This window comes from Brevibacillus fortis (assembly GCF_046196545.1).
GTDB lineage: Bacteria > Bacillota > Bacilli > Brevibacillales > Brevibacillaceae > Brevibacillus > Brevibacillus fortis_A.
On record NZ_CP176370.1, the window covers coordinates 1,621,625 to 1,646,487 of the forward strand.

Annotated in this window: 26 protein-coding genes; 15 read left to right on the forward strand and 11 right to left on the reverse strand. The window is 48.3% G+C overall.

The window, feature by feature from the left end:
* Positions 1 to 57: 57 nt before the first annotated feature.
* A complete protein-coding gene (locus ACKKE8_RS08600) occupies positions 58 to 438 on the reverse strand; it encodes a VOC family protein (RefSeq protein ID WP_409177801.1) in 381 nt (126 codons plus the stop codon).
* A gap of 158 nt (positions 439 to 596) precedes the next feature.
* Between ACKKE8_RS08600 and ACKKE8_RS08605 the strand changes: the two genes are divergently transcribed.
* Positions 597 to 2,327 carry an ABC transporter ATP-binding protein gene (locus ACKKE8_RS08605; RefSeq protein ID WP_409177802.1) on the forward strand — a complete coding sequence of 577 codons (1,731 nt, stop codon included), beginning with the start codon at positions 597 to 599 and terminating at the stop codon, positions 2,325 to 2,327.
* 1 nt (position 2,328) lies between these two features.
* Positions 2,329 to 4,170 (forward strand): ABC transporter ATP-binding protein, encoded by a 1,842-nt coding sequence (locus tag ACKKE8_RS08610; protein ID WP_409177803.1) that lies wholly within the window; start codon positions 2,329 to 2,331, stop codon positions 4,168 to 4,170.
* A gap of 58 nt (positions 4,171 to 4,228) precedes the next feature.
* Here ACKKE8_RS08610 and ACKKE8_RS08615 read toward each other — a convergent pair whose 3' ends face one another.
* From ACKKE8_RS08615 to ACKKE8_RS08625, 3 genes are all read right to left on the reverse strand, one after another.
* Positions 4,229 to 4,966 (reverse strand): class I SAM-dependent methyltransferase, encoded by a 738-nt coding sequence (locus ACKKE8_RS08615; RefSeq protein WP_409177804.1) that lies wholly within the window; start codon positions 4,964 to 4,966, stop codon positions 4,229 to 4,231.
* Complete coding sequence (locus tag ACKKE8_RS08620) at positions 4,963 to 5,721, reverse strand: MBL fold metallo-hydrolase (RefSeq protein WP_409177805.1); 759 nt, start codon at positions 5,719 to 5,721, stop codon at positions 4,963 to 4,965. Before ACKKE8_RS08620 ends, ACKKE8_RS08615 begins: the two co-directional genes overlap by 4 nt.
* An 83-nt stretch (positions 5,722 to 5,804) precedes the next feature.
* On the reverse strand, positions 5,805 to 6,071 hold the full coding sequence (locus ACKKE8_RS08625; RefSeq protein ID WP_409177806.1) for a CD3324 family protein: 267 nt from the start codon (positions 6,069 to 6,071) through the stop codon (positions 5,805 to 5,807).
* A 274-nt stretch (positions 6,072 to 6,345) separates the two neighbouring features.
* On the opposite strand from ACKKE8_RS08625, the gene ACKKE8_RS08630 reads away from it, so the two are divergent.
* The 4 genes from ACKKE8_RS08630 (at position 6,346) to ACKKE8_RS08645 (ending at position 7,796) form a co-directional block, all read left to right on the forward strand.
* On the forward strand, positions 6,346 to 6,468 hold the full coding sequence (locus ACKKE8_RS08630) for a hypothetical protein (protein ID WP_409177807.1): 123 nt from the start codon (positions 6,346 to 6,348) through the stop codon (positions 6,466 to 6,468).
* Between the two features lie 32 nt (positions 6,469 to 6,500).
* The gene (locus ACKKE8_RS08635; protein ID WP_206767977.1) at positions 6,501 to 6,650 is read left to right on the forward strand and encodes a zinc ribbon domain-containing protein; all 150 of its coding nucleotides are present in this window, start codon (positions 6,501 to 6,503) and stop codon (positions 6,648 to 6,650) included.
* Between the two features lie 13 nt (positions 6,651 to 6,663).
* Positions 6,664 to 6,879 (forward strand): hypothetical protein, encoded by a 216-nt coding sequence (locus tag ACKKE8_RS08640; RefSeq protein WP_007727516.1) that lies wholly within the window; start codon positions 6,664 to 6,666, stop codon positions 6,877 to 6,879.
* An 86-nt stretch (positions 6,880 to 6,965) separates the two neighbouring features.
* On the forward strand, positions 6,966 to 7,796 hold the full coding sequence (locus ACKKE8_RS08645; protein WP_409177808.1) for a prohibitin family protein: 831 nt from the start codon (positions 6,966 to 6,968) through the stop codon (positions 7,794 to 7,796).
* Positions 7,797 to 7,844: 48 nt separating this feature from the next.
* On the opposite strand, the gene ahpF is transcribed toward ACKKE8_RS08645, so the two are convergent.
* Entirely contained in the window at positions 7,845 to 9,374 is a 1,530-nt protein-coding gene (gene ahpF, locus ACKKE8_RS08650) for an alkyl hydroperoxide reductase subunit F (RefSeq protein WP_409177809.1), read from the reverse strand.
* Positions 9,375 to 9,387: 13 nt separating this feature from the next.
* Positions 9,388 to 9,951, reverse strand: coding sequence for an alkyl hydroperoxide reductase subunit C (gene ahpC / locus ACKKE8_RS08655; protein WP_007727513.1), 564 nt, complete (start codon positions 9,949 to 9,951; stop codon positions 9,388 to 9,390).
* 308 nt (positions 9,952 to 10,259) lie between these two features.
* Between ahpC and ACKKE8_RS08660 the strand changes: the two genes are divergently transcribed.
* Together ACKKE8_RS08660 and ACKKE8_RS08665 are read left to right on the forward strand one after the other, a co-directional pair.
* Positions 10,260 to 10,751, forward strand: a complete 492-nt coding sequence (locus ACKKE8_RS08660; protein WP_409177810.1) for a PH domain-containing protein — start codon at positions 10,260 to 10,262, stop codon at positions 10,749 to 10,751.
* Between the two features lie 2 nt (positions 10,752 to 10,753).
* Positions 10,754 to 12,268 (forward strand): PH domain-containing protein, encoded by a 1,515-nt coding sequence (locus ACKKE8_RS08665; RefSeq protein ID WP_409177811.1) that lies wholly within the window; start codon positions 10,754 to 10,756, stop codon positions 12,266 to 12,268.
* A 41-nt stretch (positions 12,269 to 12,309) separates the two neighbouring features.
* Here the strand turns inward: ACKKE8_RS08665 and ACKKE8_RS08670 are convergent, their stop codons facing one another.
* The 3 genes from ACKKE8_RS08670 to ACKKE8_RS08680 are packed head-to-tail and all read right to left on the reverse strand — an operon-like array spanning position 12,310 to position 14,458.
* Positions 12,310 to 12,702 carry a VOC family protein gene (locus ACKKE8_RS08670; RefSeq protein WP_409177812.1) on the reverse strand — a complete coding sequence of 131 codons (393 nt, stop codon included), beginning with the start codon at positions 12,700 to 12,702 and terminating at the stop codon, positions 12,310 to 12,312.
* A gap of 28 nt (positions 12,703 to 12,730) precedes the next feature.
* Positions 12,731 to 13,591, reverse strand: a complete 861-nt coding sequence (locus tag ACKKE8_RS08675) for an S-layer homology domain-containing protein (protein ID WP_409177813.1) — start codon at positions 13,589 to 13,591, stop codon at positions 12,731 to 12,733.
* Between the two features lie 36 nt (positions 13,592 to 13,627).
* Positions 13,628 to 14,458 carry an MBL fold metallo-hydrolase gene (locus tag ACKKE8_RS08680; protein WP_409177814.1) on the reverse strand — a complete coding sequence of 277 codons (831 nt, stop codon included), beginning with the start codon at positions 14,456 to 14,458 and terminating at the stop codon, positions 13,628 to 13,630.
* A gap of 137 nt (positions 14,459 to 14,595) precedes the next feature.
* Here ACKKE8_RS08680 and hrpB point away from each other — a divergent pair, with 137 nt between their 5' ends.
* Positions 14,596 to 17,100 (forward strand): ATP-dependent helicase HrpB, encoded by a 2,505-nt coding sequence (gene hrpB, locus ACKKE8_RS08685; protein ID WP_409177815.1) that lies wholly within the window; start codon positions 14,596 to 14,598, stop codon positions 17,098 to 17,100.
* Between the two features lie 254 nt (positions 17,101 to 17,354).
* Here the strand turns inward: hrpB and bluB are convergent, their stop codons facing one another.
* Entirely contained in the window at positions 17,355 to 18,008 is a 654-nt protein-coding gene (gene bluB / locus ACKKE8_RS08690) for a 5,6-dimethylbenzimidazole synthase (RefSeq protein WP_409177816.1), read from the reverse strand.
* A gap of 137 nt (positions 18,009 to 18,145) precedes the next feature.
* Between bluB and ACKKE8_RS08695 the strand changes: the two genes are divergently transcribed.
* From ACKKE8_RS08695 to ACKKE8_RS08720, 6 genes are all read left to right on the forward strand, one after another.
* Positions 18,146 to 18,829 carry a response regulator transcription factor gene (locus tag ACKKE8_RS08695; protein ID WP_409177817.1) on the forward strand — a complete coding sequence of 228 codons (684 nt, stop codon included), beginning with the start codon at positions 18,146 to 18,148 and terminating at the stop codon, positions 18,827 to 18,829.
* Positions 18,795 to 20,228 carry an ATP-binding protein gene (locus ACKKE8_RS08700; RefSeq protein WP_409177818.1) on the forward strand — a complete coding sequence of 478 codons (1,434 nt, stop codon included), beginning with the start codon at positions 18,795 to 18,797 and terminating at the stop codon, positions 20,226 to 20,228. Before ACKKE8_RS08695 ends, ACKKE8_RS08700 begins: the two co-directional genes overlap by 35 nt.
* 143 nt (positions 20,229 to 20,371) lie before the next feature.
* Complete coding sequence (locus ACKKE8_RS08705; protein WP_409177819.1) at positions 20,372 to 21,934, forward strand: efflux RND transporter periplasmic adaptor subunit; 1,563 nt, start codon at positions 20,372 to 20,374, stop codon at positions 21,932 to 21,934.
* A gap of 4 nt (positions 21,935 to 21,938) precedes the next feature.
* Positions 21,939 to 22,670, forward strand: coding sequence for an ABC transporter ATP-binding protein (locus ACKKE8_RS08710; protein WP_409177820.1), 732 nt, complete (start codon positions 21,939 to 21,941; stop codon positions 22,668 to 22,670).
* Positions 22,657 to 23,868 (forward strand): ABC transporter permease, encoded by a 1,212-nt coding sequence (locus ACKKE8_RS08715; protein ID WP_409177821.1) that lies wholly within the window; start codon positions 22,657 to 22,659, stop codon positions 23,866 to 23,868. Before ACKKE8_RS08710 ends, ACKKE8_RS08715 begins: the two co-directional genes overlap by 14 nt.
* A gap of 52 nt (positions 23,869 to 23,920) precedes the next feature.
* Entirely contained in the window at positions 23,921 to 24,136 is a 216-nt protein-coding gene (locus ACKKE8_RS08720; protein ID WP_017250899.1) for a hypothetical protein, read from the forward strand.
* A 342-nt stretch (positions 24,137 to 24,478) separates the two neighbouring features.
* Here the strand turns inward: ACKKE8_RS08720 and ACKKE8_RS08725 are convergent, their stop codons facing one another.
* A complete protein-coding gene (locus ACKKE8_RS08725; protein ID WP_409177822.1) occupies positions 24,479 to 24,820 on the reverse strand; it encodes a hypothetical protein in 342 nt (113 codons plus the stop codon).
* Between the last annotated feature and the right edge of the window lie 43 nt (positions 24,821 to 24,863).

Consider the following 24,863-nt stretch of genomic DNA (forward strand, 5'->3'; position numbering starts at 1 on the left):
AGGGCAAAAAGCATGGGATCGTAAAAGTGATTCCAGCTTTTTGCCCTTTTTGTCCATTCAATACTGGCACATTCCAAGCGGATTCCCATCTGGGTCAAAAAACGTCAGCACCTTTGTAGACCCAAATCCATCAATCGGGGTTACCCTCACCCCACGCTCTATTAACAGCTGATGTGCTGCCTCAATGTCCGCAGGAAGAAAATTATAGTATTTGCCGACACCAAAATGATTTTCCGGAAATGTCATCGGCTGATGGTTTTCTACGCGGACGAGACAGATGACAGTGTTAGATTCCTCGGAAATCCGCATCGTGACCGCTTCTTCTTCCACAAACAAAGATCTGCACCCAAGCTTTTCTTCATACCATTTTGCAGATGCACGGGGGTTCGTCACAGGTATAAAAACCCCTTCCATACCTTTTAACAGTGATTGAGCCATCATTTCATCTCCTATTCGACCAAAAATCTATCGCCTAACATTTCGACGATGTTGATAGGAAAAACCTGTTAGCCCCACGCTTTCATTTTGACAATCCCTCGTGACATTTCGCTAGCTAAGCGTTATCTTGTACGTAGGAACACAGATGGGGTGAACGGATGCGCTTCTACAAAAAATACATAAAAAAATACGGCGTAGTCGCCGGGATTTCCATGTTTTTCTTAGCGTTGGAGGCGGTATGTGATCTTTTGCAGCCGACGATCCTGTCACACATTATCGATAAGGGTGTAGCAAACCGGGATTTGGATTACGTGCTCAAGACTGGCGGGCTGATGCTGCTCGTTACGGCGCTCGGGGCAGTTGCGGCATCAATCCGCAATGTGCTGGCCACATACGTCTCGCAAAACTTCGGTGCGCAGCTGCGCGCAGATTTGTTTTCCAAAGTGCAGTCCTTATCCTTTGAAAACTTGAACAAGTTCGACAGAGCCTCGCTCGTGACACGTCTAACCAATGACGTCAATCAAGTACAGATGTTTGTAAACGGCATGATGCGAATATTCGTCAAGGCACCGTTGATGTGCATTGGCGGGTTGTTTATGGCAACCCAATTGAACGCGGATTTGGCTGTGATTCTCGCAATCGTTGTGCCCATTGTGGGATTGTTTATTTTCTTGAATATGAAAATTGGTTTCCCGTTCTTCCTGAAGGTACAGCAAGCACTCGACAGGGTGAACGGGGCAATGCGTGAGTATTTATCTGGAGTACGAGTCGTTAAGGCATTCAATCGCTTTGATTTTGAGCGTGGCAAGTTTACACGGGCAAACGAAGAGCTGCAATCCAAATCGGTCTCGGCTACGCGGGTAATGTCTATCTTCAGTCCAGCGATCATGCTGACGATGAACCTCGGAATTGTCGCGGTTCTCTGGCTTGGCGGGCTTGGCGTAGAACAAGGAAGCATCGAAGTCGGACATATCATCGCGTTTACGAACTACATGACGCAAATTCTGTTTTCACTCATGATGATTTCCTTGGTATTTAACATGTTTGTGCGGGCCAAATCATCAGCGGGACGCATCGGGGAAGTATTTGCTGAGGAAAACCAAATGAGCTGGAAAGAGGAACAACCTCACGAGCTTCCGGGCAAAAAGGGACGTATCGACTTCGAGCAGGTCAGCTTCTCGTATGACGGTGGGAGCGGACAGCCGGTACTCAAGCAGATTTCGTTTACTTGTCTGCCTGGGGAGACCGTCGGGATTATCGGGTCGACAGGCTCTGGAAAAAGCAGTTTGGTTGGCTTGATTCCACGGTTTTATGATGTAACGGAAGGCACGATTCGGGTAGATGGTATGGATGTACGAGACATCGAACCGAAGCGATTGCGTGAAAAAATAGCGATCGTACCGCAAAAAACAATGCTATTTACAGGCACGGTGATGGAAAACATCCGTTGGGGCAAGGCAGAGGCGACCCACGAGGAGGTCGAGCAAGCGGCACGCATGGCGCAGGCTCACGAGTTCATCTCCGCTACTCCTGAAGGCTATGAGACACGCGTAGGGCAGGGAGGAGTCAACTTCTCCGGAGGACAGAAGCAGCGAATTTCCATAGCCAGAGCCCTGGTGAAAAAGCCGGAAATCCTCATTCTAGACGACAGTACAAGCGCAGTAGATGTGGCGACAGAAGGGAAGATTAAGGATGCGCTTCGAGCCTATGCGGCTGGTCTCACCTGCATCTTGATCGCACAGCGGATTACGTCCGTCATGGATGCGGATAAAATCATCGTGCTCGACAATGGGGAAGTCGCAGGCATCGGTACGCATGACGAATTGATGATCTCTTGCCACGTCTATCAGGAAATCTTTCAGTCACAAATCGGCCGGGAGGTGAAGTAAGGTGAGTCAACAGAAGCAACAGCCTGTCTTTTCACCGAGACCTGGCCGAGGCTTTGGACATGGTGCTGCCAGAGGTCCAGTGAGTAAGCCCAAAAATTTTACAGGTACGCTAAAAAGGCTCTGGCAAGCTTTTGGCAAAGAAAAAAAGTTGCTGCCAATTGTATTTGTCATTGTTTTTGTCGATGCACTACTCATGCTGTCTGCGCCTTATTTGATCGGAAAGTCGATTGATGCGATGACAGGTGGCGAGGAAGCTCTTAGCTTTTTGTCGATCATCATCCTTGCTTTGCTCGGCTCGTACATCTTGGATGGGGCACTGACGTTTTTGCAAAGCTGGTTGATGGCAGGCATCTCTCAACGGATCGTCACGAATCTGAGGCAAACTCTTTTTGACAAGCTGCAAAAGCTGCCGATTGCTTATTTCGATTCGCGTACGCACGGGGAGTTAATGAGCAGGCTCACGAATGATATCGACAACGTCAGCAACTCCATTTCTCAATCCACAACGCAGTTGATGTCAGGAGGGATCGTGCTCCTAGGTTCGCTGGTGATGATGCTCGTCTTGTCCCCGATCCTGACACTCGCATGTCTGATCACGGTGCCACTTGTGTTTGTGCTCACACGAACGATTGCCAAACGAACGAGTGTACTCTTCAAAAATCAGCAGATGGAGCTGGGCAAGCTGAACGGGCACATTGAAGAGACGATTTCAGGCATTCAGGTGGTGCAGGCCTTCAATTATGAGCAAAAGGCCATTGAGGACTTTACGACGATCAATGATCGGCTCTGCAAGGTCGGGATGAAGGCACAGGTCTGGACGGGCTTTCTCATGCCGATCATGAACGTGATTAACAACCTCGGCTTTGCCATGGTAGCGATTGTCGGAGGAGTTCTCGCTGTAAAAGGATTGATTACAGTAGGTGTGATTGCGAGCTTTCTCAGTTATTCCCGACAGTTTGTCCGTCCGTTGAACGACCTCGCGAACATTTTCAATGTGCTTCAATCCGGTGTTGCTGGCGCGGAGCGTGTGTTTGAGGTATTGGATGAACAAGGGGAGCCATTGGATTCTCCGGGTGCTACTGTGCTTGCACAGCCCAAGGGTCACGTCGTTTTCGATCAGGTCAGCTTCGGCTATCGTCCGGATCAACCGATTTTGAAAAATATCAGCTTCGAGGCACAGGCAGGGAGCACCATTGCGCTAGTTGGACCGACGGGTGCAGGCAAGACCACCATCGTGAATTTGCTCACGCGATTTTACGATGTGACCTCAGGAACGATTTATTTGGACGGAAAAGACATACGAGAATATTCGCGGGACAGCTTGCGGCGGAGCTTTGGCTTTGTTTTGCAGGATACGTACTTGTTTTCGGGTACCATCAAGGAAAATATTATGTACGGCAAGCCGGATGCAACAGATACGGAAGTAGTAGCCGCTGCGAAAATGGCGAATGCGGACGTGTTCATCAATAGGCTCCCGATGCGTTACGATACGATGCTGACGGAAAATGGGGGCAACCTGAGTCAGGGACAACGCCAGCTTTTGGCGATTGCCCGCGTTATACTCGCCAAGCCGTCGCTGCTCATACTCGACGAGGCGACAAGCAGCATCGACACACGGACAGAGCTAAATATCCAGGATGCGCTCCTCACCATTATGGAGGGGCGTACGAGCTTTGTGATTGCGCATAGGCTGGGTACGATTCGGGATGCCGACACGATTATGGTTGTGGATCGGGGAGAGATCGTGGAAAAAGGCAGTCACGATGAACTTATCGAGCAGAAAGGTACCTATTATCAATTGTTTTACAACCAGTTTAAAAATCTGGAGGCTGTTGGGGAATAACAGAGCACCCCGTCCAAACACGGAAATGACGTGGAGGACGGGGTGCTTTTTTTATCAGTTAGGATGCTTGTTTGCTGGCGGCGATCAACAAGAAGATCGGCCGACGGATTTCGTCTCGCATCCCGGGTATATCCAGCATTTCTTCAGGAGGACCAGGTTCAGCAACTTTTGTTAGGTGAAATCCGGCAGCAAGGAGATCGTTCATATAGCTCGAAAACGTTCGGTGATACTTGACGACTTCATGATCCAGAAAGGTGGTTTGCCGGATGCCTTCCTGCTGATAGTTGTCCACTGGCCAGTGCAAACGTTCGCCTTGAGGGCCGTAATGCCAGTCCTGTTCAGCCAGGGCAGTGAAGACGGGATGCTCCACGGAGAAAACGAAGGCACCTCCAGGAGCAAGACAGTGATAAACACGTTGGCAAAGCAAGTCAAAGCGCTCCACATAATGGATGGCTAAGGAGCTGATGACGACGTCGAATTCTTCTGAAGCAAAATCAATGTCTTCAATCGGAAGACGCAGATACTCGATGGCGGGATCAGTTGTCGTCTCTCTGGCACGAGCCAGCATTTTTTCGGAAAGGTCAACACCCACAACGGAGCGGGCCTGCTGCTCACGCGCATATCGGCAGTGCCAACCGAAGCCACAGCCTAGATCGAGCACTTTTTTCCCGCGAAGGGAAGGCAGTAGCTCCCGAAACGCGTGCCATTCTCCCGCAGCGTTCAGTCCCTCAACCGAACGAGCCATTTGACTGTATTTGGTGAAAAAACCTTGCTCATCGTATTTGTTCTGTTTCATCCGTTCAAAACCTCCCGGGTCGGGTCGTAGGCTTGGATTAGTTCCCGCAGCGCTTGCTTGACGTCCCCCTGAAACGCTCCACCGTGATAGCAAATCAACTGCTCGATGTCATATTCGAGTAAGTGGCGGACAGAGCGAATCGCTTCTTGCATATCCAGCGTATAGGCCGGATTGGCGATTTCGAGTCTACCGTTTTCAATCACAACAGCATCTCCGGCGATCAGCGTTTTGCTTGCGATCAAATACAACGAAATATGTCCCGGCATATGCCCGGGTGTGTGAATGATCTCGATGCCGCCACACCAAGACAGACGTTCGTGATTCGTTACGGTTCGATCAACCGCAGTGGGCTCGATGGACTGCAAAAAGCGAATAAATTCCTTAGCGTGCTGCTTTTCATCCGACGACAGATGGTCTAGTGTTGCTTGCGCCTGCTCCAATCGCAAAGATGTCTTTTGTCCGGCGATGTACGGTGCTTCGCCTTCGTAGGCGATGATTTCGAGGTGCGGATAGGTTCTTTTTAACGCTGCCAAAGAACCGACGTGATCCATATCGTGATGTGTCACAATGACCTTTGTAAGGTCGTCGAGCGTAAGCTGATGCTTGTGTGCGGCCTCCTGAAGCAGTGGCAAAAAATCTGGATAACCACAGTCCACAAGGATCATTTCATGCTCATCCTGCAGCAGCACCGGGGTAATGACCTGTGCAGATCCATTGTACATAAACGAAATGTCGAGAAAGTGAATCTGGTTCATACGTTGTCCCTCCTGACCGGCTGATCTTAAAGAGGAGTCTAACGCAATTGGGTAACAGACACACGGTCGACCTTTTCTCTGTCTCATTTATGTCCACGAATAATGCGCCGAATACTGTGTTCGGTCAAGTAATGTTTCTGGGCGAGCATTTTGACAGAAGCCCCTTCGTGATATGCCTGCCAAATCGCCTGATTGCGCTCGCTTAGCCATTGCTTTGTGTCTGTGGAGGCGCCCCATTGTCGTTTGTTTTCATGGTGGATCGGGATGTACAAGTAACTTCCTTGTACATAATGTTGAATTTGCCGCAGCAGATCGTCTGGCAATAGGTCTTGTGCATTTTTGTATTTCATGTGCTTTGCTCCTGTCTATATAGCGTGATGTGCGTATATAGATGAGCAAAGAGATCCTCAACTCAATATGGGTAAGGCTCTGAACCAAGAGAAAGGGGAACTCTTTGCTCAGAGCCGCATTCGGCTCTTCGAACATAAGGGTCTAGCATATGAATCATCTCCCTTCTTGTCTCTATAGTAGTGAGAAAGGGGAGTTCCTTCAACAATCTTCTTTGCCTCCTTTTCCAAATAAAGGGTATGATGAGGGGGGCTGTAGCTAATCGAATGAGTTGAGGTGGTAAGATGTTGGGGGCATGCGGAATATGCAACGAAAATCTGGATCAAAACAACCAGTGCAGGTGTACAAGGCAAGGGAGAGCTTTGTCAGATCGTAACAGTGGACGAAGAGGATGTATAAAATGCGGATGCACGCGTACAACTGTGACACAGATGTCAGCTACAGGCGGTGGCTTATCGCGCATGTTAAATGTTCAGTATCAGGTATATGATGTAATCAGTTGCGTGAATTGCGGTTATAGTGAAATGTATAAACGAAATTCTTCGTCAACGATGAATATTGTAGATTTGTTTTTTGGATAGGAGATGCAATGATATGAGTCTTGGAGGCTTTCAAAGCGGCTTTTCCGCCCGCAAAGTACCACGTTCGGAAGTGCGGTGGGGACAGTTTTTAATATGCAATCATGGGTGTGAGGAAGTCATTCAATTGATTTCGCATGTATCTGGTGAAGTTGAATTTGAGTTATGCAAAATCGAGGCAGAGCGAATGGCACACGTTCTTTTAGAAGCATCGAAAGCTGAGCGTTCATGACATGTATTTTTCATAAATTTCTTGAAACTTACAGCCCACTCCCTCGTATAAATGAATGAGCATGTATAGATAGAGGGAGGACGAGTATGAGCGACAAAAATGTTGTAAAAATGAGTCCCTTTCAAGCAGGAGGAAAGCTGATCGCAACGATTGTGATACTGGTCGCGTTGGTCTTGCTTGGCACTCAATCCTTTACGATTATTTCCGCAGGGCATAGTGGAGTTGTGCTGCAACTGGGAGCGGTACAGCCAAAAGTGCTGCAAGAGGGCATGCATTTTAAAATTCCGTTTATCCAAACGGTAGTCCCGATGGAAGTGCGAGTACAAAAATCAGAAATGAGCCAGACTTCCGCTTCACGTGACCTGCAAACCGTATCCACGACGATTGCTGTTAACCATCATTTGGATGCAGAAAATGTCAATAAACTGTATCAGCAAGTGGGATTGGAGTACAATAGCCGAATTGTTGATCCTGCGATTGCCGAATCATTTAAAGCCGTGACCGCTCAATACACAGCAGAAGAACTGGTATCCAAGCGTTCCGAGGTCAGCCAAAAGGTAAAAGAAGTCCTGCATAAAAAGCTGTCAAACTATAACATTATCCTCGATGAAATCAATATTCGCGAGTTTACCTTCAGTGATGAATTCAACCGCGCCATTGAATCCAAGCAGGTGGCCGAGCAGCAAGCGCTCAAATCAAAGCTGGACTTAGAGAGAATCAAGATCGAGAAAGAGCAAGAAATCACGAGGGCAGAAGCACAGGCACAAGCACTGCGCCTGCAAAAGCAAGAGGTTACGCCAGAGCTGATTCAGCTCAGACAGATTGAGGCGCAACTCGAAGCGATCCGCAAATGGGATGGAAAGCTGCCGAACGTAACCGGTGGAGCTACTCCGTTTATCAACGTGGGTTCCCCATAACCGAATAAATGAACAAAGCCACTCCCTTGAAGAGGAGTGGCTTTGTTTTTAGTTGCGGATGAGATAATCGAAAGCTCCCAAAGCCGCAGTAGCACCAGATCCCATCGAAATGATGATCTGCTTATAAGCACTATTCGTGCAGTCACCGGCAGCAAAAACACCAGGGATGTTTGTAGAACCATGGCTGTCTACCACGATCTCACCAAAGCGAGTGCGCTCAATCGTGTCGCCCAACCAATCTGTATTCGGTACAAGACCGATCTGTACAAACACACCTTGCAATTCAATGTGCTTGGTTTCACCTGTCTCACGTTCGATGTAAGAAATGCCGTTTACTTTATCCGTACCCGTAATTTCTTTGGTTTGAACGTTTTTGAGTACAGTGACGTTTGGCAGACTGTAGAGACGATCTTGCAATACCGCGTCAGCTTTCAGCTCTGGCGAGAATTCCAGAACCGTTACATGCTTCACAATACCTGCGAGATCAATCGCTGCTTCCACACCTGAATTACCGCCGCCAACAACTGCGACATCTTTGCCTATGAACAAAGGACCATCGCAGTGAGGGCAATAAGCTACACCCTTGTTCTTGAACTCTGCTTCACCTGGTACACCCAGATTCCGCCAACGAGCACCTGTCGACAAGATGACTGTCTTACTCTTCAGAACAGCGCCGTTTTCGAGTTCAATTTCGATCAGATCCTTCTTCTCTAAGCGCTTGGCACGTTGCAGTTTCATGACATCAATGCCATACTCTTTCACTTGCTTTTCCAGGTTGGCTGCGAGCTGAGGACCTTCAATGTATTTCACACTGATGAAGTTCTCAATGCCCAATGTGTCATTGACTTGACCGCCAAGGCGTTCAGCAACGAGACCAGTACGAATCCCTTTGCGTGCTGCATAGATCGCCGCACTTGCACCTGCTGGGCCACCGCCAACAACAAGCACATCATAAGGGTCTTTATTGTCAAACTCGGATGCATCCGGAGCAGAACCCAGCTTGGCAAGAATCTCTTCCACAGTCATACGGCCGCTTTCGAAAAATTCACCATTGAGGTAAACGCTTGGCACAGCCATCACGTTTTTGCTCTCTACCTCGTCCTTGAATACGGCACCGTCAATCATTGTATGAGTAATACCAGGATTGAAGATACTCATCAAGTTCAGAGCTTGGACAACATCTGGACAATTGTGGCAACTCAAGCTGATGTAAGATTCGAACTTATATTCACCACGAAGGTCTTTGATTTGATCAATGACACTTTGCTCGACCTTTGGAGCTCTTCCGCTAACTTGCAAGAGAGCCAATACCAAAGAAGTAAATTCGTGACCCAGTGGAGTACCAGCAAAAACGACGCCAGTATCTTCACCGACACGGTTTACGCTAAAGCTAGGTGTGCGAGTGAGTGTAGCTTTCTCCACACTGATCTTCAAAGACATGCTGGCTAACTCATCAATCAGTGCAAGCATCTCAGAGGATGCCTCATCGGTGCCTGCACTGACTTTGAGTACAATATCGCCTTCCAAGAGCTCGAGATATTGTTCTAGTTGCGCTTTGATTTCTTGGTCAAGGGCCATTTTATATCACACCTTAAATTTTGCCTACGAGATCAAGGCTTGGTTTCAGTGTTTTGCCACCTTCTTGCCATTTAGCTGGGCAAACTTCACCTGGATTGTTGCGAACATATTGTGCCGCTTTGATTTTGTTGATCAGAGCACTTGCATCACGGCCAATGCCACCTGCAGTAATCTCAACAGCTTGAACTACACCGTCTGGGTCGATGATGAATGTACCGCGATCTGCCAGACCTTCAGCTTCGATCAATACATCGAAGTTGCGGGAGATAACATGGGAAGGATCGCCGATCATGATGTATTCTACTTTACCGATTGCTTCAGAGCTGGAGTGCCATGCTTTATGAGTGAAGTGAGTATCTGTAGAAACGGAGTATACTTCAACACCGAGTTCTTTCAAAGTTGCATATTGGTTTTGCAGATCTTCGAGTTCAGTAGGGCATACGAATGTAAAGTCTGCTGGGTAGAAGCAAACTACGCTCCATTGACCTTTGAAGTTCGCTTCTGTTACTTCGAGGAATTTACCTTTTTGGAATGCTTGTGCTTTAAAAGGCAATACTTCAGTTCCGATGAGTGACATAGTGTTAGCTCCTTTATATGTTATTTGTATAGTACATATTCAGGACATGCGTAACGAGGCATGCTTGAATATAATTTACAATGATTATTATTTAATAAATGATTCAGTAAGTCAAGTTTTTTATAATGATTATAATGTGATAATTTTTACAAGCCGTTTTCTCCATTATTTAGTATGATTCGAACGGCATAAGAGTATTCGTTTGCTGCATGAAAAATTGGCGATTCGTCCGTAGAAACCGGGCGAAATGTTTTACGTATGAAATAAAGAGCGATTTGATAGCGTAATTAACATACAGGAGTGATGATATGCCATCTCCAATCAGCGCACCGCAAAAAAGCTTGTCCAAGGATGCGTTCAAAGTACAGCTTATTACCGAGGGGATTACGGTAGGAATCGGGTTTGTTATTTTGGCCGTCCTCTATTATCTAGATGATCGTTTTGCCTGGAAGGATTGGATTGGATGGGGTCTGCACGGATTGTTCGTGATCGGTGTGATCGCGGCGATTTGGTCTTTTGTCGAGCCTTATTTTTTATATAAAAGCTGGCGGTATGATATCGACGAAGATTTCTTGCAATTGAAATTCGGGGTGATCACAGAGAGACATTTCCTGGTTCCCATGACAAAAATCCAAGCCGTCTCAACGAAACAAGGACCGATTTTACGAAAATACGGGCTGTACACTATCTCGATAAAAACAATGGGCACCTTGCACGAAATCCCAGGATTGCCGGGAGATGTCGCTTCTCAATTAAGAGAGCAGATTGCACACTACGCCAAATTAAAGGAAGTGGAGTAGTGATGGAAGCAAAACGATACCATCTACTAAACATCCTTTTTGATCTCATTACTCAAGTAAAGCATCTGTTTTTTCCTGCGTTGATTCTATTTGTGTTCAATCGTGACTCGACTAACGCATTCATTACGTACGGGCGAATTGTGTTTTACATCTATGTAGTAGGGATGCTGGTCTATCTTGTTTTGAAATGGGTTTCGTACAAGTATAGGCTGGATGATACGTCGTTCCATCTTTACGAAGGAATTTTTACGAAGAAAAAGCAAACGATCCCCTTTGCCAAAATACAAAACGTCAATCGACATACGACGCTGCTGCATCGGATTTTTAAAGTGACTTCCATTCGGTTTGAGACAGGGATGGTCGGGGATGATTCTACCGTGGAATTCGCGGTGATTTCTCTAAACGAAGCGGATCGACTGGAGGCTTACACGAAACAGGCTGTGCGAATTGAGAAAGAGCCTGAAGCTGAAGGGAAAGAAGGAGACGTGACCTCTTCGGAGGAAATCGGTACGCCGTATACCACTCCTGAGCGAATCATTCACTTTACGCCAACGAAAAAAGAGATTATCAAGGCTTCCTTCACTTCTCTCAGCTTCCTCGGGATGATTACGTTACTGGTATGGGCGTATTTCAAGATCACCGAATATATCGACGTGGAGGAGCAGGTAGTAGGTATTTATTCGCTGATTACGAGCTCGTGGACATTGATCACGCTGACAGCCATTGGACTTCTCGTCCTATCCATCGTATTCGGTATGGTCACGACCTACATTCGTTACGGAAAATATGAGATTTCGTCCGACCACGAGCGGATTTACATTGCCAAAGGAGTCATAGAAGAAACAGCTTTTTCGATTGCAAAAGAGAGAGTGCAGGCAATTAAAATCAAGCAATCCTTGTTAAAGCGCATGCTGGGTCTCGCCGAAGTCAAGCTGACGGTTGTCGGCGGGGATAGTGACTCGGATAAAGATAAACAGGATGTCAGCTCACTCTATCCATTTTTACCGGTAAAACGTGCGTATGAGATGATATCAGAAATATTGCCTGCGTATGAATTGACGGAAGAAATGACGAGTCTCCCAATCAAATCGTTATGGGTTCGCTTGGTCAGATCCTGCTGGATTTGGATCATAGGAACAGGTGCACTTTACTACTTCAAGCCGAATATTTGGGGATGGGAGCAAGCATGGTGGATCATATCCATTGCTTTGACACTCTTCGTTCTGGTCTTCGAGGTCATTGAATTCTACAACACGAGATACACCTTGAATGATTACTTCATCCAGTTTCAAACAGGGAGCTTAACCACAACGTTATTTGTCTCCAAACGGGAAAAGATTATTGAGGTCAACGTCAAAAGAGATATTCTCCAAAAGCAGTTAGGTCTCGCTTCTATTAAAATGGTCAATCGCGCCAAACCAGTGAGTCATAAAGGGGTAACAGATGTGCCGATTGAGTTGGCGGAAAGGTTTTATCAGTGGTATATGGGACGTAGAAAAGAGATCAAAGTAGAATAGAAGAAGAGGGGGCGTAGAAGGAAAAGGCGAATCTTTTCCCTCTACGTTCTTGTGCTTTCAAACAGCTCCAGCCACTCCCCATCCGGACCTTTGAAGAACATATAACGCGAGCCGTTCGGCAGCGTGGTTATTTCCTGATCGATAAAGGATACATGCAACTGCTTTAAACGTTCGATTTCGGATTCGAGGTTGTCCACAGCAAACGCAAGGTGGTGAACCTTGCCCTCTACCGGCAACGAATCGCTGTATCCGTGAATGAGCTCCAGCTCTGTCTCTGTGCTTCCCGGAAATCCAAGAAAAGCAAGGGTAATGACTCCGTTGGAATGAGCAAGCTTTCCTTTTAGCTCCATCCCAATGACTTCGGTGTAAAAGGCAATCGATGCCTCCAAATCTTTTACCATCAAACCCACATGCTCCAGTTTTTTGATTGCCATATCACTTCATTCCTTTCTACAGTTTTTTTCACTTGCTCGAGTATTGTTGGAGTGTCCCTGTTTGTTTCAAATAGTTATAAAATCTGTGCAAAATAGTGACAGCTTCCGCGCGAGTCAGCATTTCTCCACCCTCGAACTTGCCGTTCCATGCAGTCATGATCCCTGTTTTTTGTAAGAGGGCGAGATTGGTTCCGAGGATTCCGCTGTAGTCATCCGTAAACAAGATTTCATCGCCATCTTGGCCAAAGAGAAGCGGATACAGGATGTTCGTTTGGTCTCTCCCATCTTCGTTGTACCTACCATCCTCCTGGAAAAAGTCTTCAGGCGAGTTTGGGTCAAGCGAATACGGACTCAGGACGATGGGAATATCCCGCATGGCAGAAAGGATTTGCAAGACTTCTGCCGCTGGAATGTCTTGGTTTTCTAACATAAAGACGGGCAAGACGTTTGCCGCACCAATTCGATTTAGTTTCGTGTCTGGGAAAAAAAAGTAGCCGTTGGACGAATAGCGGACAGCGTTCCACCAGTCTCTTGTGACGATCGAGCTGATCTCCGTGTACGCCCAGTGATTTTTGGGCACGTCGGCAAATCGCTCGATGCGATAGTCGCTGTAATCTGTCTTTTGGTTAGCTTTATACGGTCTGTAACGATCAAACAGGCGATAGATCATGACGGTCATTTCTGCTTTGTCTACCAATCTTTCAGGCTGGAAGCGACCGTCAGGATAACCGCTCACCACACCCTTATCTACCATGAAGGAGATCGAATTCATAGCCCAACCGTATTTCTTGGGATCGACATCATTAAATTTCGGCGCAGCATGAGAAACCGCAGGATAAACACCAGATAATCCCAGAATGAGTGCAAGTAACACTGTGATGAATTTCATATGTTCTCCTCTCTTTTTTCTATGAAATTGTAAGGATTATCCTTCTAGTATACTATCCGGCGCTGGAAAAGGAAGGCGTTCTGCAAGAACAGATGTGACGATATAGAGTGAGTCAAACTCGCCAGACGAAGCCGCGATGATCGGCGGTTTAGAAGGAAACAGTTGCTTGTTTATTTCATGGGGAGAAAGCCCTTGGCTATGCAAATGCAGGATTTCCCCAGACAGATTCTCCAAATGCTCCAGCTTTTGCTGCAAGCGTATTTTCCCGTCTGGATGATAGCCGGAATGGGCGCAAAAGATCGACTTGAAGTCACAAGCCAGCACAGTACGAAGGGAATTCATCAAGGTGGGAATTGATTCTTCTCGTAAAATGACCTTCGTTTTCACACCCATAAAAAGATCACCGCAGAACAAGCGCCCGGTCCTTTCGTCCAGCAAGGCGACATGATCATGGGCATGGCCGGGGGTATAAAGCACTTTCCATCCGATGGAGCGAGAGTAATGGATGTCCCCCAAAGGTTGAGCCACAAATGGATCGCGAATCCCCCAAGTAAGCTTTCGGTAGAAAGGGTACTGTGCTTTTTGGGAGCAAATGTCCACACCTTTTTCGTGAATGAAAAGAGGAACCTGCTTGTGCTGGGCAATCCACGAGGCGGTACCGACATGGTCTTCATGGCTGTGCGTCAAGACGACCGAATCAAACAAGGCCTCCTGAAACCTGTGAACGAGAGCTTGCTCGAGTACTTTCGGGCCAGTATCAACTAGCATGCCATCCGTCACATAAACAGTAATCCCTGATTCCCAATCCCCTACACGAACAATCCCTTCCAGACATGCCACGTCTTCATGATGATGAATGTGAATCATACCGCACACCTCCCATAGTGATGGAATCATTATACTATTGAATGATTATTCAGTCATTTCGTTTGCGATCCACACTCATCTTACATCCCTGTATCGTGTATGATGAATAGGGATGATTGCTCGTATGAGGTGAAAACATGAATGCATTACCGATAAATGAAGTATTGCCAGAGCTGGTAGACACGCTGCGCCAAGAGACAAACGCAGTGTTGGTCGCTGCTCCGGGTGCGGGAAAGACGACGCGGGTACCACTGGCCTTGCGTGAAGAAGCTTGGTTACAAAATCGACGAATTGTCATGCTGGTCCCACGCCGACTGGCCGCACGTCAAGCTGCTGCCTACATGGCTGCCTTGCTGGGGGAAGAAGTTGGGCAATCGGTCGGATACCGGGTCAAGCGTGAATCAAGAGTAGGTCCAGACACACGGATTGAAGTGATTACAGAAGGAATTTTAACGAGAATGCTACAGGATGATCCGGAGCTATCTGATGTCGGTCTTGTTATTTTCGACGAGTTCCACGAACGGAATTTGCACGCGGATTTAGGGCTGGCCCTCAGTCTTCAGGCACAAAGCTTGTTTCGGGAAGACCTGCGAATTCTCGTGATGTCCGCTACGCTCGATGCCGAGCCCGTATCAGCCTTGCTGGGGGATGCTCCCGTTGTCAGTAGTAAAGGCAGGATGTTTCCGGTGGAGACGCACTTTTTGCCTTCCCCGATAGAGGGGCGTCTGGAGGAAGCGGTTGTCCAGATGATCTTCCAAGCATTGAGACGTGAAGAGGGAGATATGCTCGTCTTTTTACCGGGAGCCAAAGAAATTCACCGGGTGCAAGAGTTGCTAGAACAAAGCGGTGTGGGCACGAAATTACGGATTGCGCCTCTTTACGGAAATTTGTCACAGGAGGAACAAGATAAGGCGATCCAGCCCGGGAAAACAGGGGAGCGCAAAATTGTCCTCGCTACCACTATTGCCGAGACGAGCTTGACTGTCGAGGGAGTGCGCATCGTGATTGATAGTGGATTAAAACGGGTCCCGCGCTTTTCTCCACGAACAGGGATGACGAGACTGGAGACTGCAAAGGTATCGAAAGCATCTGCTGACCAACGTCGAGGAAGGGCTGGACGTCTTTCACCCGGGGTCTGCTTTCGACTGTGGACAGAGCAAGAAGATCGCATGCTCATTCCACAGCAGGCACCTGAAATCATGGAAGCGGATCTGGCTGTGCTCGCTTTGGAGCTGGCTCTGTGGGGTGTCGGATCGTCGGACGAGCTGGATTGGCTGAATCCCCCGCCGAAGCCAGCGATGGCACAGGCTCAAGAGCTGCTGCTTCAGCTAGGAGCATTAGATGAGCGGAAGCAGATCACACCACATGGACGAGTGCTGGCTGGGATGGGTGGGCATCCGAGATTGGGCCACATGATTCAGAAATCGAATGAGCTGGGGGAAGGCGAACTGGCTTGCGAGCTGGCTGTCCTCTTGGAAGAACGAGATATTGTGAGGGGCCGCCAAGCTTCAGCAGATGCAGATATGCGCACCCGTGTTGAACTGCTTCGCCAGGTAGCAAACAAACAGAGTGGTGCAGGGGAGCTTCCGATTGATGTAGGAGCATGCAGAAGACTTTGGAAGGAGGCCGCTCACTTCAAACGGGTATGGATAAACAACAAGCCTAGTGACACTTCCACTCGTACAGAAGCGACGGGAAGACTGCTGGCGTTTGCGTACCCAGACCGGATTGCCCAGCGAAGGGCAGATGGACGTTATTTGCTTCGCAATGGGCGTGGGGCGGCTTTTTCCGTGCAGCAACCACTGGCTGCTTCGCCGTATATTGTGGCAGCAGAACTCGATGACCAAGGTGCAGATAGTCGGATATTACTGGCGGCTAGCGTGGAAGAAGGCGAGCTGTTGAATGATTGCGCGATGCAAATTACCGAACGAATGAACGTATGGTGGGAGCATACAGCAGGGGCAGTTCGCAGCCGCAAGCAAAAGCGCTTGGGGGCGATCCTGTTGGCGGATATACCTGCGGAGGCTTTGCCAGATGAGGTGTTAACAGCGTTTTTAGACGGAATAAAGGAAGAAGGCTTGGAGATTTTGCCGTGGAATCGGCAGGCGAGACAGTATCGGGAGCGTTTGTTGTTTATGCATCGTCTGGAGGAAGGCTGGCCGAATGTGGAAGATGAGGCACTGCTTGCTTCCTTGGAGGAATGGCTCGCTCCCCATGTGTATGGTTTCAAAAGAAAGGAAGACCTGCATTCGCTGTCAGTGACTACGCTACTAGAGAGTATGCTGTCATGGGAGCAGCGCAGACAACTAGACGAATTCGCTCCGACTCATGTGATCGTCCCGAGCGGTTCCAAAATTCCTGTCGATTACAGCGATTCAGCGGCACCGGTGCTTTCGGTCCGGCTACAGGAGTTGTTTGGTTGGCAAGACTCTCCAAGAATAGGCAGAGGAAGAGTACCACTGACATTGCACCTGCTGTCGCCGGCTCATCGTCCGGTACAAGTGACACGGGACTTGGCGAGCTTTTGGGCACATGCGTATTTTGATGTGAAAAAAGATTTGAAGGGACGTTATCCCAAGCATTATTGGCCGGATGATCCGCTAGCAGCCATTCCGACAAACAGGACGCGTCCACGCATATAAATCGATTCGCTAGGTATATTCGGGCATAGAAGAAGGGCTCGACGTCAGGTGAAATTTCCCATTTTGCTAGTTCCATGTTCGTGAGTCACGTCAATTGTGAAACCTTCTGCGTGTTCGGGCACGTCAGGAAGATACCGTGAATCACGTACTACCCCCTCTACTTCTCTTGGCTGCCTGTTGATCAGGCGGTCTTTTTTTTGTGAAAAAAAGGGTGCCGCAGTTGCAGCTCCCTCACTTACGTATAGGATCATAGCTCACGCTTTGTTTCCCCACTGCTCCCGATAAATCAACTGTTGCAGGTCCTCGCGTTGTCTCCATTGGTGCAGCTCCAAGAGTGGACGTTCCGGATAATGATCCGTGTAGCCGATCGACAGCAATGCGACAGGATCGATATGCGGCGGTATGTTTAGGATGCGACGCACGTCTGCCTTCTTGTAAAAACTGACCCAGCCCATCGCCAAATCTTCTGCGTAGGCAGCCAGCCACATGTTTTGGATCGCACAGCTGACAGACATGATATCTGTTTCCGGGATGGAATTGCGTCCAAGTACATGGTCTCCGCCACGTGTAGGATCACAAGTGACACAGATGGTGACAGGCGCCTCCTTGATCCCTTGAATTTTTAACTCTAAAAAGGTCGACTCTCGTCCCGTACCTTCGTAGTGGATGGCAAGTGCCCGGCGTTCTTTATCCGCACTTTCTGCGAGAGCTTGTTTGGTTGCGTCGTCTTCTATCAGGACAAAATTCCAAGGTTGCATGAATCCGACAGAAGGAGCATGGTGAGCAGCCGCCAAGATCATGGCGAGCTTTTCTGGGGCAACAGGGTCTTGACGAAAGGTACGAATATCGCGACGATTGCTGATGGCTTTGTACAAACCGTTTTTTTCTTCCGCGGTTAAGCGTTTCATGAGAAAAACCTCCCTATTTGCATTCAGGTCTCTTTATTTTACTTACAAAGTATGCTTCCTTCCAGACATCTGCTTGACATATTCATGTCCTACGCTAAAGAGGAGATTCGTCCGAGCAGAGGGGAGAGAGTACGAGCATGCAAAACATCTTAATCGTGGAAGACGAGTTACCCATCTCTCGGGTATTGAAGGCTTATTTGGAAAAAAACAACTTTCGAGTTGAACAGGCATTTAACGGTGAGGAAGCAGAGCGGAAGTTTGATTCACTCAATCCTGCGCTCGTCTTGCTGGATGTGATGCTGCCTGGACGAAGTGGATGGAGTATTCTCGAATATATTCGGGGTAAAAGCTCGTGTCCTGTCATCATGCTGACAGCGTTGGGACAAATCGATAACAAGTTGGCGGGCTTGAACAAAGGCGCCGATGACTATATCACCAAGCCCTTTATTGCCGACGAAGTGGTCGCTCGCGTACATGCAGTATTACGTCGCTCGAAACAATTGATAGAAGGCAATCATGTGAAGCAGTTTGGCAGTCTAAAAGTCGACTTCAAGGCTTATTCTGTCATGCTGCACGGCATCGAACTGGCGTTTACGCCAAAGGACTTGTGCCTGTTTCTTTTTTTGGCGCAGTACAAAAACCAGACATTCACCAGAGAACAGCTCATCGAGCAGGTGTGGGGGATGGATTACGAAGGAAGTGATCGCGCAGTAGACCTCGCGATCAAACGCATCCGGCGATCTTTGGAGAATTGGCCGACATCCGAAGGGGAAATCCGTACCTATCGTGGCTTGGGCTACAAGCTGTGCGTATATGAGTGAGAAAAAACGCACCTCTTTGTTTCGGTATTGGACGACGCGATACTTGATCATCTTGTGTATCGGCCTTTTCGTGATCGGGATTGCATCCAGCTACTGGATTTCTTATAGTGAGACACAAAAACGACTTGATTTTATGAGACTGATGGCAGCGGAAGTAGCGGATCGGGTCGTTGATGTGGAAGGCAAGGTAAAAATGGCTCCGTTCTTGTTTCGTATTGTGGACAGTCGTCAGGAGTCACTCGGAGTCAATTACAAGCCAATGATGATGATTTTAGATGAGCACAAACAACCGGTATTTGGCGTACCAGGTCCTTTTTCTGGGGAACTGAAGCGCATCGCGCCTGATCTGGTGGAAGCGGATGACAGCCTGTCACAGTTTGAGCTTGCGCGGGGCGACGAAGTGCTTTTCGTGAAGGAAAGCATTAAGGTTGATGAGCGAGTGGTTGGATGGGTCATGCTGTTCACCCCACAAAAACAGGTGATCCGCAGCATGACCGAATTCCAATTGCTTGCGATCATGCTTCTGGGTCTCGGTTTGCTTGGCTGGCTCGTCATTTACTTGCTGACGAAAAAGCTGTCTCAGCCGATTAAGGATGTGGCAGACGCTGCCAAGCAAATCGTGCTGGGAAACTACGAGATTCAATTGGATAAAAATAAGCGCGAACAAGAAGTGTATGAGCTGATCCATTCCTTTGAAGAAATGGCAGAACGATTGAAGCAGTTAGAAATGATGCGTACCGAGCTATTGGCAGGGGTGACCCATGAACTCAAAACACCTGTTACGTCTATCAGTGGTCTAGTACAAGCCGTGAGGGAAGAGGTTGTTAGCGGTGAGGAAGCCAAGGAGTTTTTGGATATTTGTACGAAGGAAACGACACGTCTGCAAAAGATGGTAGAGGATTTGCTCGATTTTAACTCTTTTGCTGTAGGTGACATTCGCATTCGCCGGCAACCTCAAAACATGCAGGAGCTGATCCGGGAAATTACGCACCAATGGAAAATTGCGCAGGAAGAAGAGAAGCTCAGCTTGCATATCGAAAATACCTCTGATCCTATACTGATAGATACCGACCCGCTGCGTGTTCAGCAAATCATGTACAATCTCCTAAACAATGCAGCACAAGCGATGGAATCGGAGGGGCAGATCGTCGTGTCGCTTTCTGCAGCAGCAGATGAGATTCGTATTGACGTGAAGGACAATGGACGTGGGATACCCATAGAAGAACAGTCTTTGATTTTCGAGCGATTCTACCGAGGCGAGGACAAGAAGCACATCTTCCGTGGGCTGGGGCTTGGTCTGTCTTTTAGCAGAATGATTGCCCAAGCGTTAGGAGGTATGTTGATTCTGACTGAGAGTACATCGTCAGGCAGCACCTTCACGTTGATTTTGCGCAAATAAAACATGCATGATCCAAAAACGACCTGGTTCTCTGGTCGTTTTTTTGTGTCTTCATCTGACTTTTCCCTGACGTATTCGTTCCGTATAGTGGTCGCAACCAAAAAGACAAGTCTTCAATCAAGTAGACGGTAGGAGGACTGAGCGTGACTCACAAGGAGAAAAAGAGAGAGTTGTTTTCGAAGGTAGGAAGCAACAAGAAAAGGTGGATGGTTGGAGTTTTGGCTGTCGGGGCCGTGATCGTTTCAGGTGGTATATTCGGCTACCAGTCGTTTTTTACCCCGCAAACGGCGCAGGCCGCTTTTCAAGTGGAGACGGTAAAAAGGGGAGACATCTCAGAAGTCGTGCAGGCATCAGGTACTGTCCAGGCTTCCAAGCGCTCGTCTCTCTCGTTTTCCGATGCAGAGGAAGCCAAGGATGCGATCTCTACCATTCACGTCGGCGTTGGTGATGCGGTGAAGGCAGGGCAAGTTCTGGCGACGATGGACGATTCCGTAGCGAGAATCCAGGTGACCAATGCGGAAGCAAATCTTTTATCGGCGCAAGCCAAGCTAGAGGAGGCACAAAAGCGCAAGAGTCCCGCTGAAATCACTTCTTTGCAAGCCGCCGTCAATCAGACCAAGAACGAATGGGAGCTCGCAAAGCAAAACATTGACGGGAAAAAAGCGGCGAATGATGTAGAGAAGGCAAAGGCAAACCTGGAGAGTGCCCAAAAAACGTACGCTTCCCAGCAGACCTTGTTTGCGGCAGGTGCGATTGCCAAGAGTGAATTCGACAGTGCTCAGTCCTCGTTGGAACAAGCCCAACGCGATTACAACTCGGCGGTCTTGACAGCCGGACAGACGACAGGGCAGGCCAGTGTGAAGGTAGAGCAGGCTTTGGCCGCGTATCAATCAGCGCAAGAAGCGTTACAGGAAGCGAATGAAGGCCCCGATGCCGCCACAGTATTATCGGCCAAAGCAGCGGTGGAACAGGCAAAAGCGGGGCTGCAACAAGCACAAAAAGCATTGAGAGCTGTCACCTTGAAAGCACCAATGGACGGTGTGATCGTCCAGGTGAATGGCAGTGTAGGAGAAATACCCGGCAATGATTTCATTATCATGGATAATTCGAATAGCGGAGATTTAGAGGTATTGGCCCAGATTAGCCAGAGCGACATTGGAAAAGTGCAGGAAGGCTTGCCTGTGACGTTTACGACGAGTTCTTATGCGGACGAGACGTTCCGTGGAAAAGTAAAGCTGATCTATCCAGAAGCGAAAACCGACGCTGGAGTCACCACTTACGATGTGCTGTTGTCTGTGGCAAATCAAGATAACAAATTGAAGATCGGGATGACGATGAACGTCGCGATCGAACGAGGAACCCATAAAAATGTGCTCGTGGTACCTGCGCAAGCACTGCAAACGCAAAATGGCAAGGATGGCGTGTATGTGCTAAGGGATGCTGCTGCACAACAAGCTGGTGAAGGAGCTAAAGGAAATCAGGCTGAGGCGAAGCAAGCGAATATGCCGTATCGATTTGTTCCGATTAAAATGGGGTACTTTACTGTCGATCAGGTAGAGGTGACGGAGGGGCTTACAGAAGGAGAGCGTGTTGTCATCCTCGTGAATACACAGACCTCATCTGGAACGAGTCAAAATGGAAATCGAATGGGCGGCGGCGGTATGCCGGGATTCGGCGGAATGGGCGTCCAGATAAGGGGACGGTAGGCAGATGAAACCGGTCATTCAAATAGAAGAGCTGAGAAAACAGTACGTCATCGGAGATCAGGAGATTTATGCGCTCAGGGGTGTCAGCTTGTCGATTGAGGAAGGGGATTTCGTGGCAATCATGGGGCCTTCCGGTTCAGGCAAGTCTTCCATGATGAATGTGATTGGCTGTCTGGATAAGCCCACCTCGGGAGAATTTTTTTTAGACGGTTATCCTGTATCACAAGCACATGACGATGAATTGGCGGTCATCCGCAATCAGAAAATCGGCTTTGTTTTTCAAAATTTCAATCTGTTGCCACGTACAACCGCAGTGGAAAATGTAGAGCTGCCTCTATTATATGGAGGCACGCCAGCACGGGAACGAAGAGAAAAAGCCATCCGGGCATTAACGAGTGTCGGACTGGCAGAGCGATTGAACAACAAGCCTAATGAGTTGTCAGGTGGGCAGCAGCAGCGCGTGTCGATCGCGCGAGCTCTCGTCAATGATCCCGTCATCCTGCTGGCAGATGAGCCGACAGGAGCGCTGGACACGAAGACGAGTGAAGAGATCATGGGTATTTTTCAAAAGCTGAACGATGCGGGCAAAACGGTTATTTTGGTGACACATGAAACTGATATTGCGGAGTATGCCAAGAGGATCGTCCGGTTTCGTGATGGGCAAATCATCGCGGATGAAGTGGTGGAGGATCGCAGGAGGGTGTCGATGGAGGGTAGAGCAGATGAGCTTTATTGAATGTGTACGCATTTCATTTCGCAGCATCAGGGCAAATGGCTTGCGCTCCGTTCTCACCATGCTAGGAATTATCATCGGTGTGGCAGCTGTTATCGCGATGGTGGCGATCGGAGAAGGGACTTCCACATCTGTTGCTTCGCAGATCAATGGTTTAGGGAGCAACCTGCTCATTGTTACACCTGGTCAGGCGACACAAGGCAGGGTAAGCCTTGGGGCTGGCTCCCTGAACACGCTGACGATGGCAGATGCAGAAACCCTGATGCAAAAAGAGTCCATTTCGGGTGTTGCTCCCAGCGTCAATGCGCGGGGGCAAATTGTCTGGGGAAGCAATAACTATTCCAGTATGCTCGAGGGGACGTCAGCCGATTTCCCTCAGGTGAGGAATGTAGAAGTTGGACAAGGGCGTTTCTTTAGCAACTTTGAAGTGAAAATGCAATACAACGTGGCTGTCGTGGGGACAGAGGTGGTCGGCAACCTGTTTAAAGGAACGAATCCAGTGGGGCAAACCGTTCAGATCAACCGGATTCCGTTTACGATCATCGGCGTATTGCAGAGCCAGGGAAGCTCAGGCATGACAAACAACGACGATCGGATCATCATTCCGATTACAACTGCGATGAACAGGTTGACCGGAGGCAAAAACGTGGGCTCGATCTACGTCTCGGCAGCATCGGCGGACTTGATGGAGAAGGCGCAACAAGATATTCAGCAAGCCCTTCGTGCCAATCACAAACTACTGCCACAAGCTGCCGATGATTTCCGCATTACGTCCCAGTCAGACATTTTAAGCACGGCACAGTCAGTATCCAGCTCGATGACCGCGCTTTTATCTGGCATTGCCGCCATCTCGCTGATTGTTGGCGGGATCGGCGTAATGAACATTATGCTTGTATCAGTCACGGAGCGGACACGGGAGATCGGGATTCGCAAGGCGATTGGAGCCAAGCGGGGAGATATTCTCCGCCAGTTTTTGATCGAAGCGATTACACTTAGCCTGATTGGCGGGGTGATTGGTATTGCCTTAGGAGTAGGGGCTGCGTTTTTGGTTAGCAAGCTCGGTCAGATGGCGACCTCAATTAGTCTGTCGCCGATCATGTATGCGTTTTTGACCTCTACATTGGTTGGTGTCATTTTTGGTGTGTATCCGGCGAGAAAAGCAGCACAGCTCAAACCGATTGACGCACTGCGGTATGAGTGAGTGTGTAATTTTACCAATCCGGGCATACTAGCCGTGAGAGGTGTTGGTGCTGATGGAAAAAAGCGTTCAATTTTCCGTACCATGGCGAGAAGCGACACGCATTGTGAAAAGGATCAAAACAAGCAAATTGCGTTATTTTGTCAGACAACAAGAGGGCAAGACCAGTGTTGCGTTCGTCTTTCCTCGTGTTAGCGTCAGCCAATATGTCTATTTGTATATCATTTTTGGACCGAGAGCTGCTGACGTGCTCAACAACGATAGCAAATAGAATGATCCCTGATGGCCTTAAGCAGGCGTCAGGGATTTGCAATAATTCACAGGAAAACAAAACCTGACACTTTTCGATAGGGCTGTTTCATAGTACAATTCCAATATGAACGAACTTGGGGAAGTTCGGGATGGCGGCACCCAATCTGTGCAGAAGGGCCGCCTCTTTTTTTTGCCGTTACACATAGGATATAATAGGTACAATTACCTGAATATACAGCTGGAATGAGTGAGTAGTTGGATATAAAATAAGCTTGTTCACGTGAATACAACGTACTACTCTCTCCCAAGATTTGATCTTGGGGCTTTTTTTTGTTCAAAATGCATGAAAAAAAGCCGTTTCTCATAACGGCTCTGTTATCGATAGAGTAGGTTGAAAGCTTCCTTTCAGCAAGGCATCAATCAATTGCTCTTGTGTGAGAGAAATCGTGATGCCCATCCCAGGCAGATCGACAGAAAAAACATTCTCTCGGTACAAATACCAGAGATCGCCTGTTGGCTCAATGGAATAGACGTGTATATTTTTCTGTGAATGCTGGCCTGCCTTTTGGATTTCTCGCAACGCTGTAAATAGTTCTCCCCAAATAGGCAGATAAGGCTTCGTTTGGTGCTGCACAATCGCTTGGATCAGTTGGTTTTTCACGAGAGAAATAGCATCCATGGTTGAGTGGTTCAACGAAAGCATGACCGTTATACTCCTTTTGCATGGCTTGGCGCATTAGTCTTGT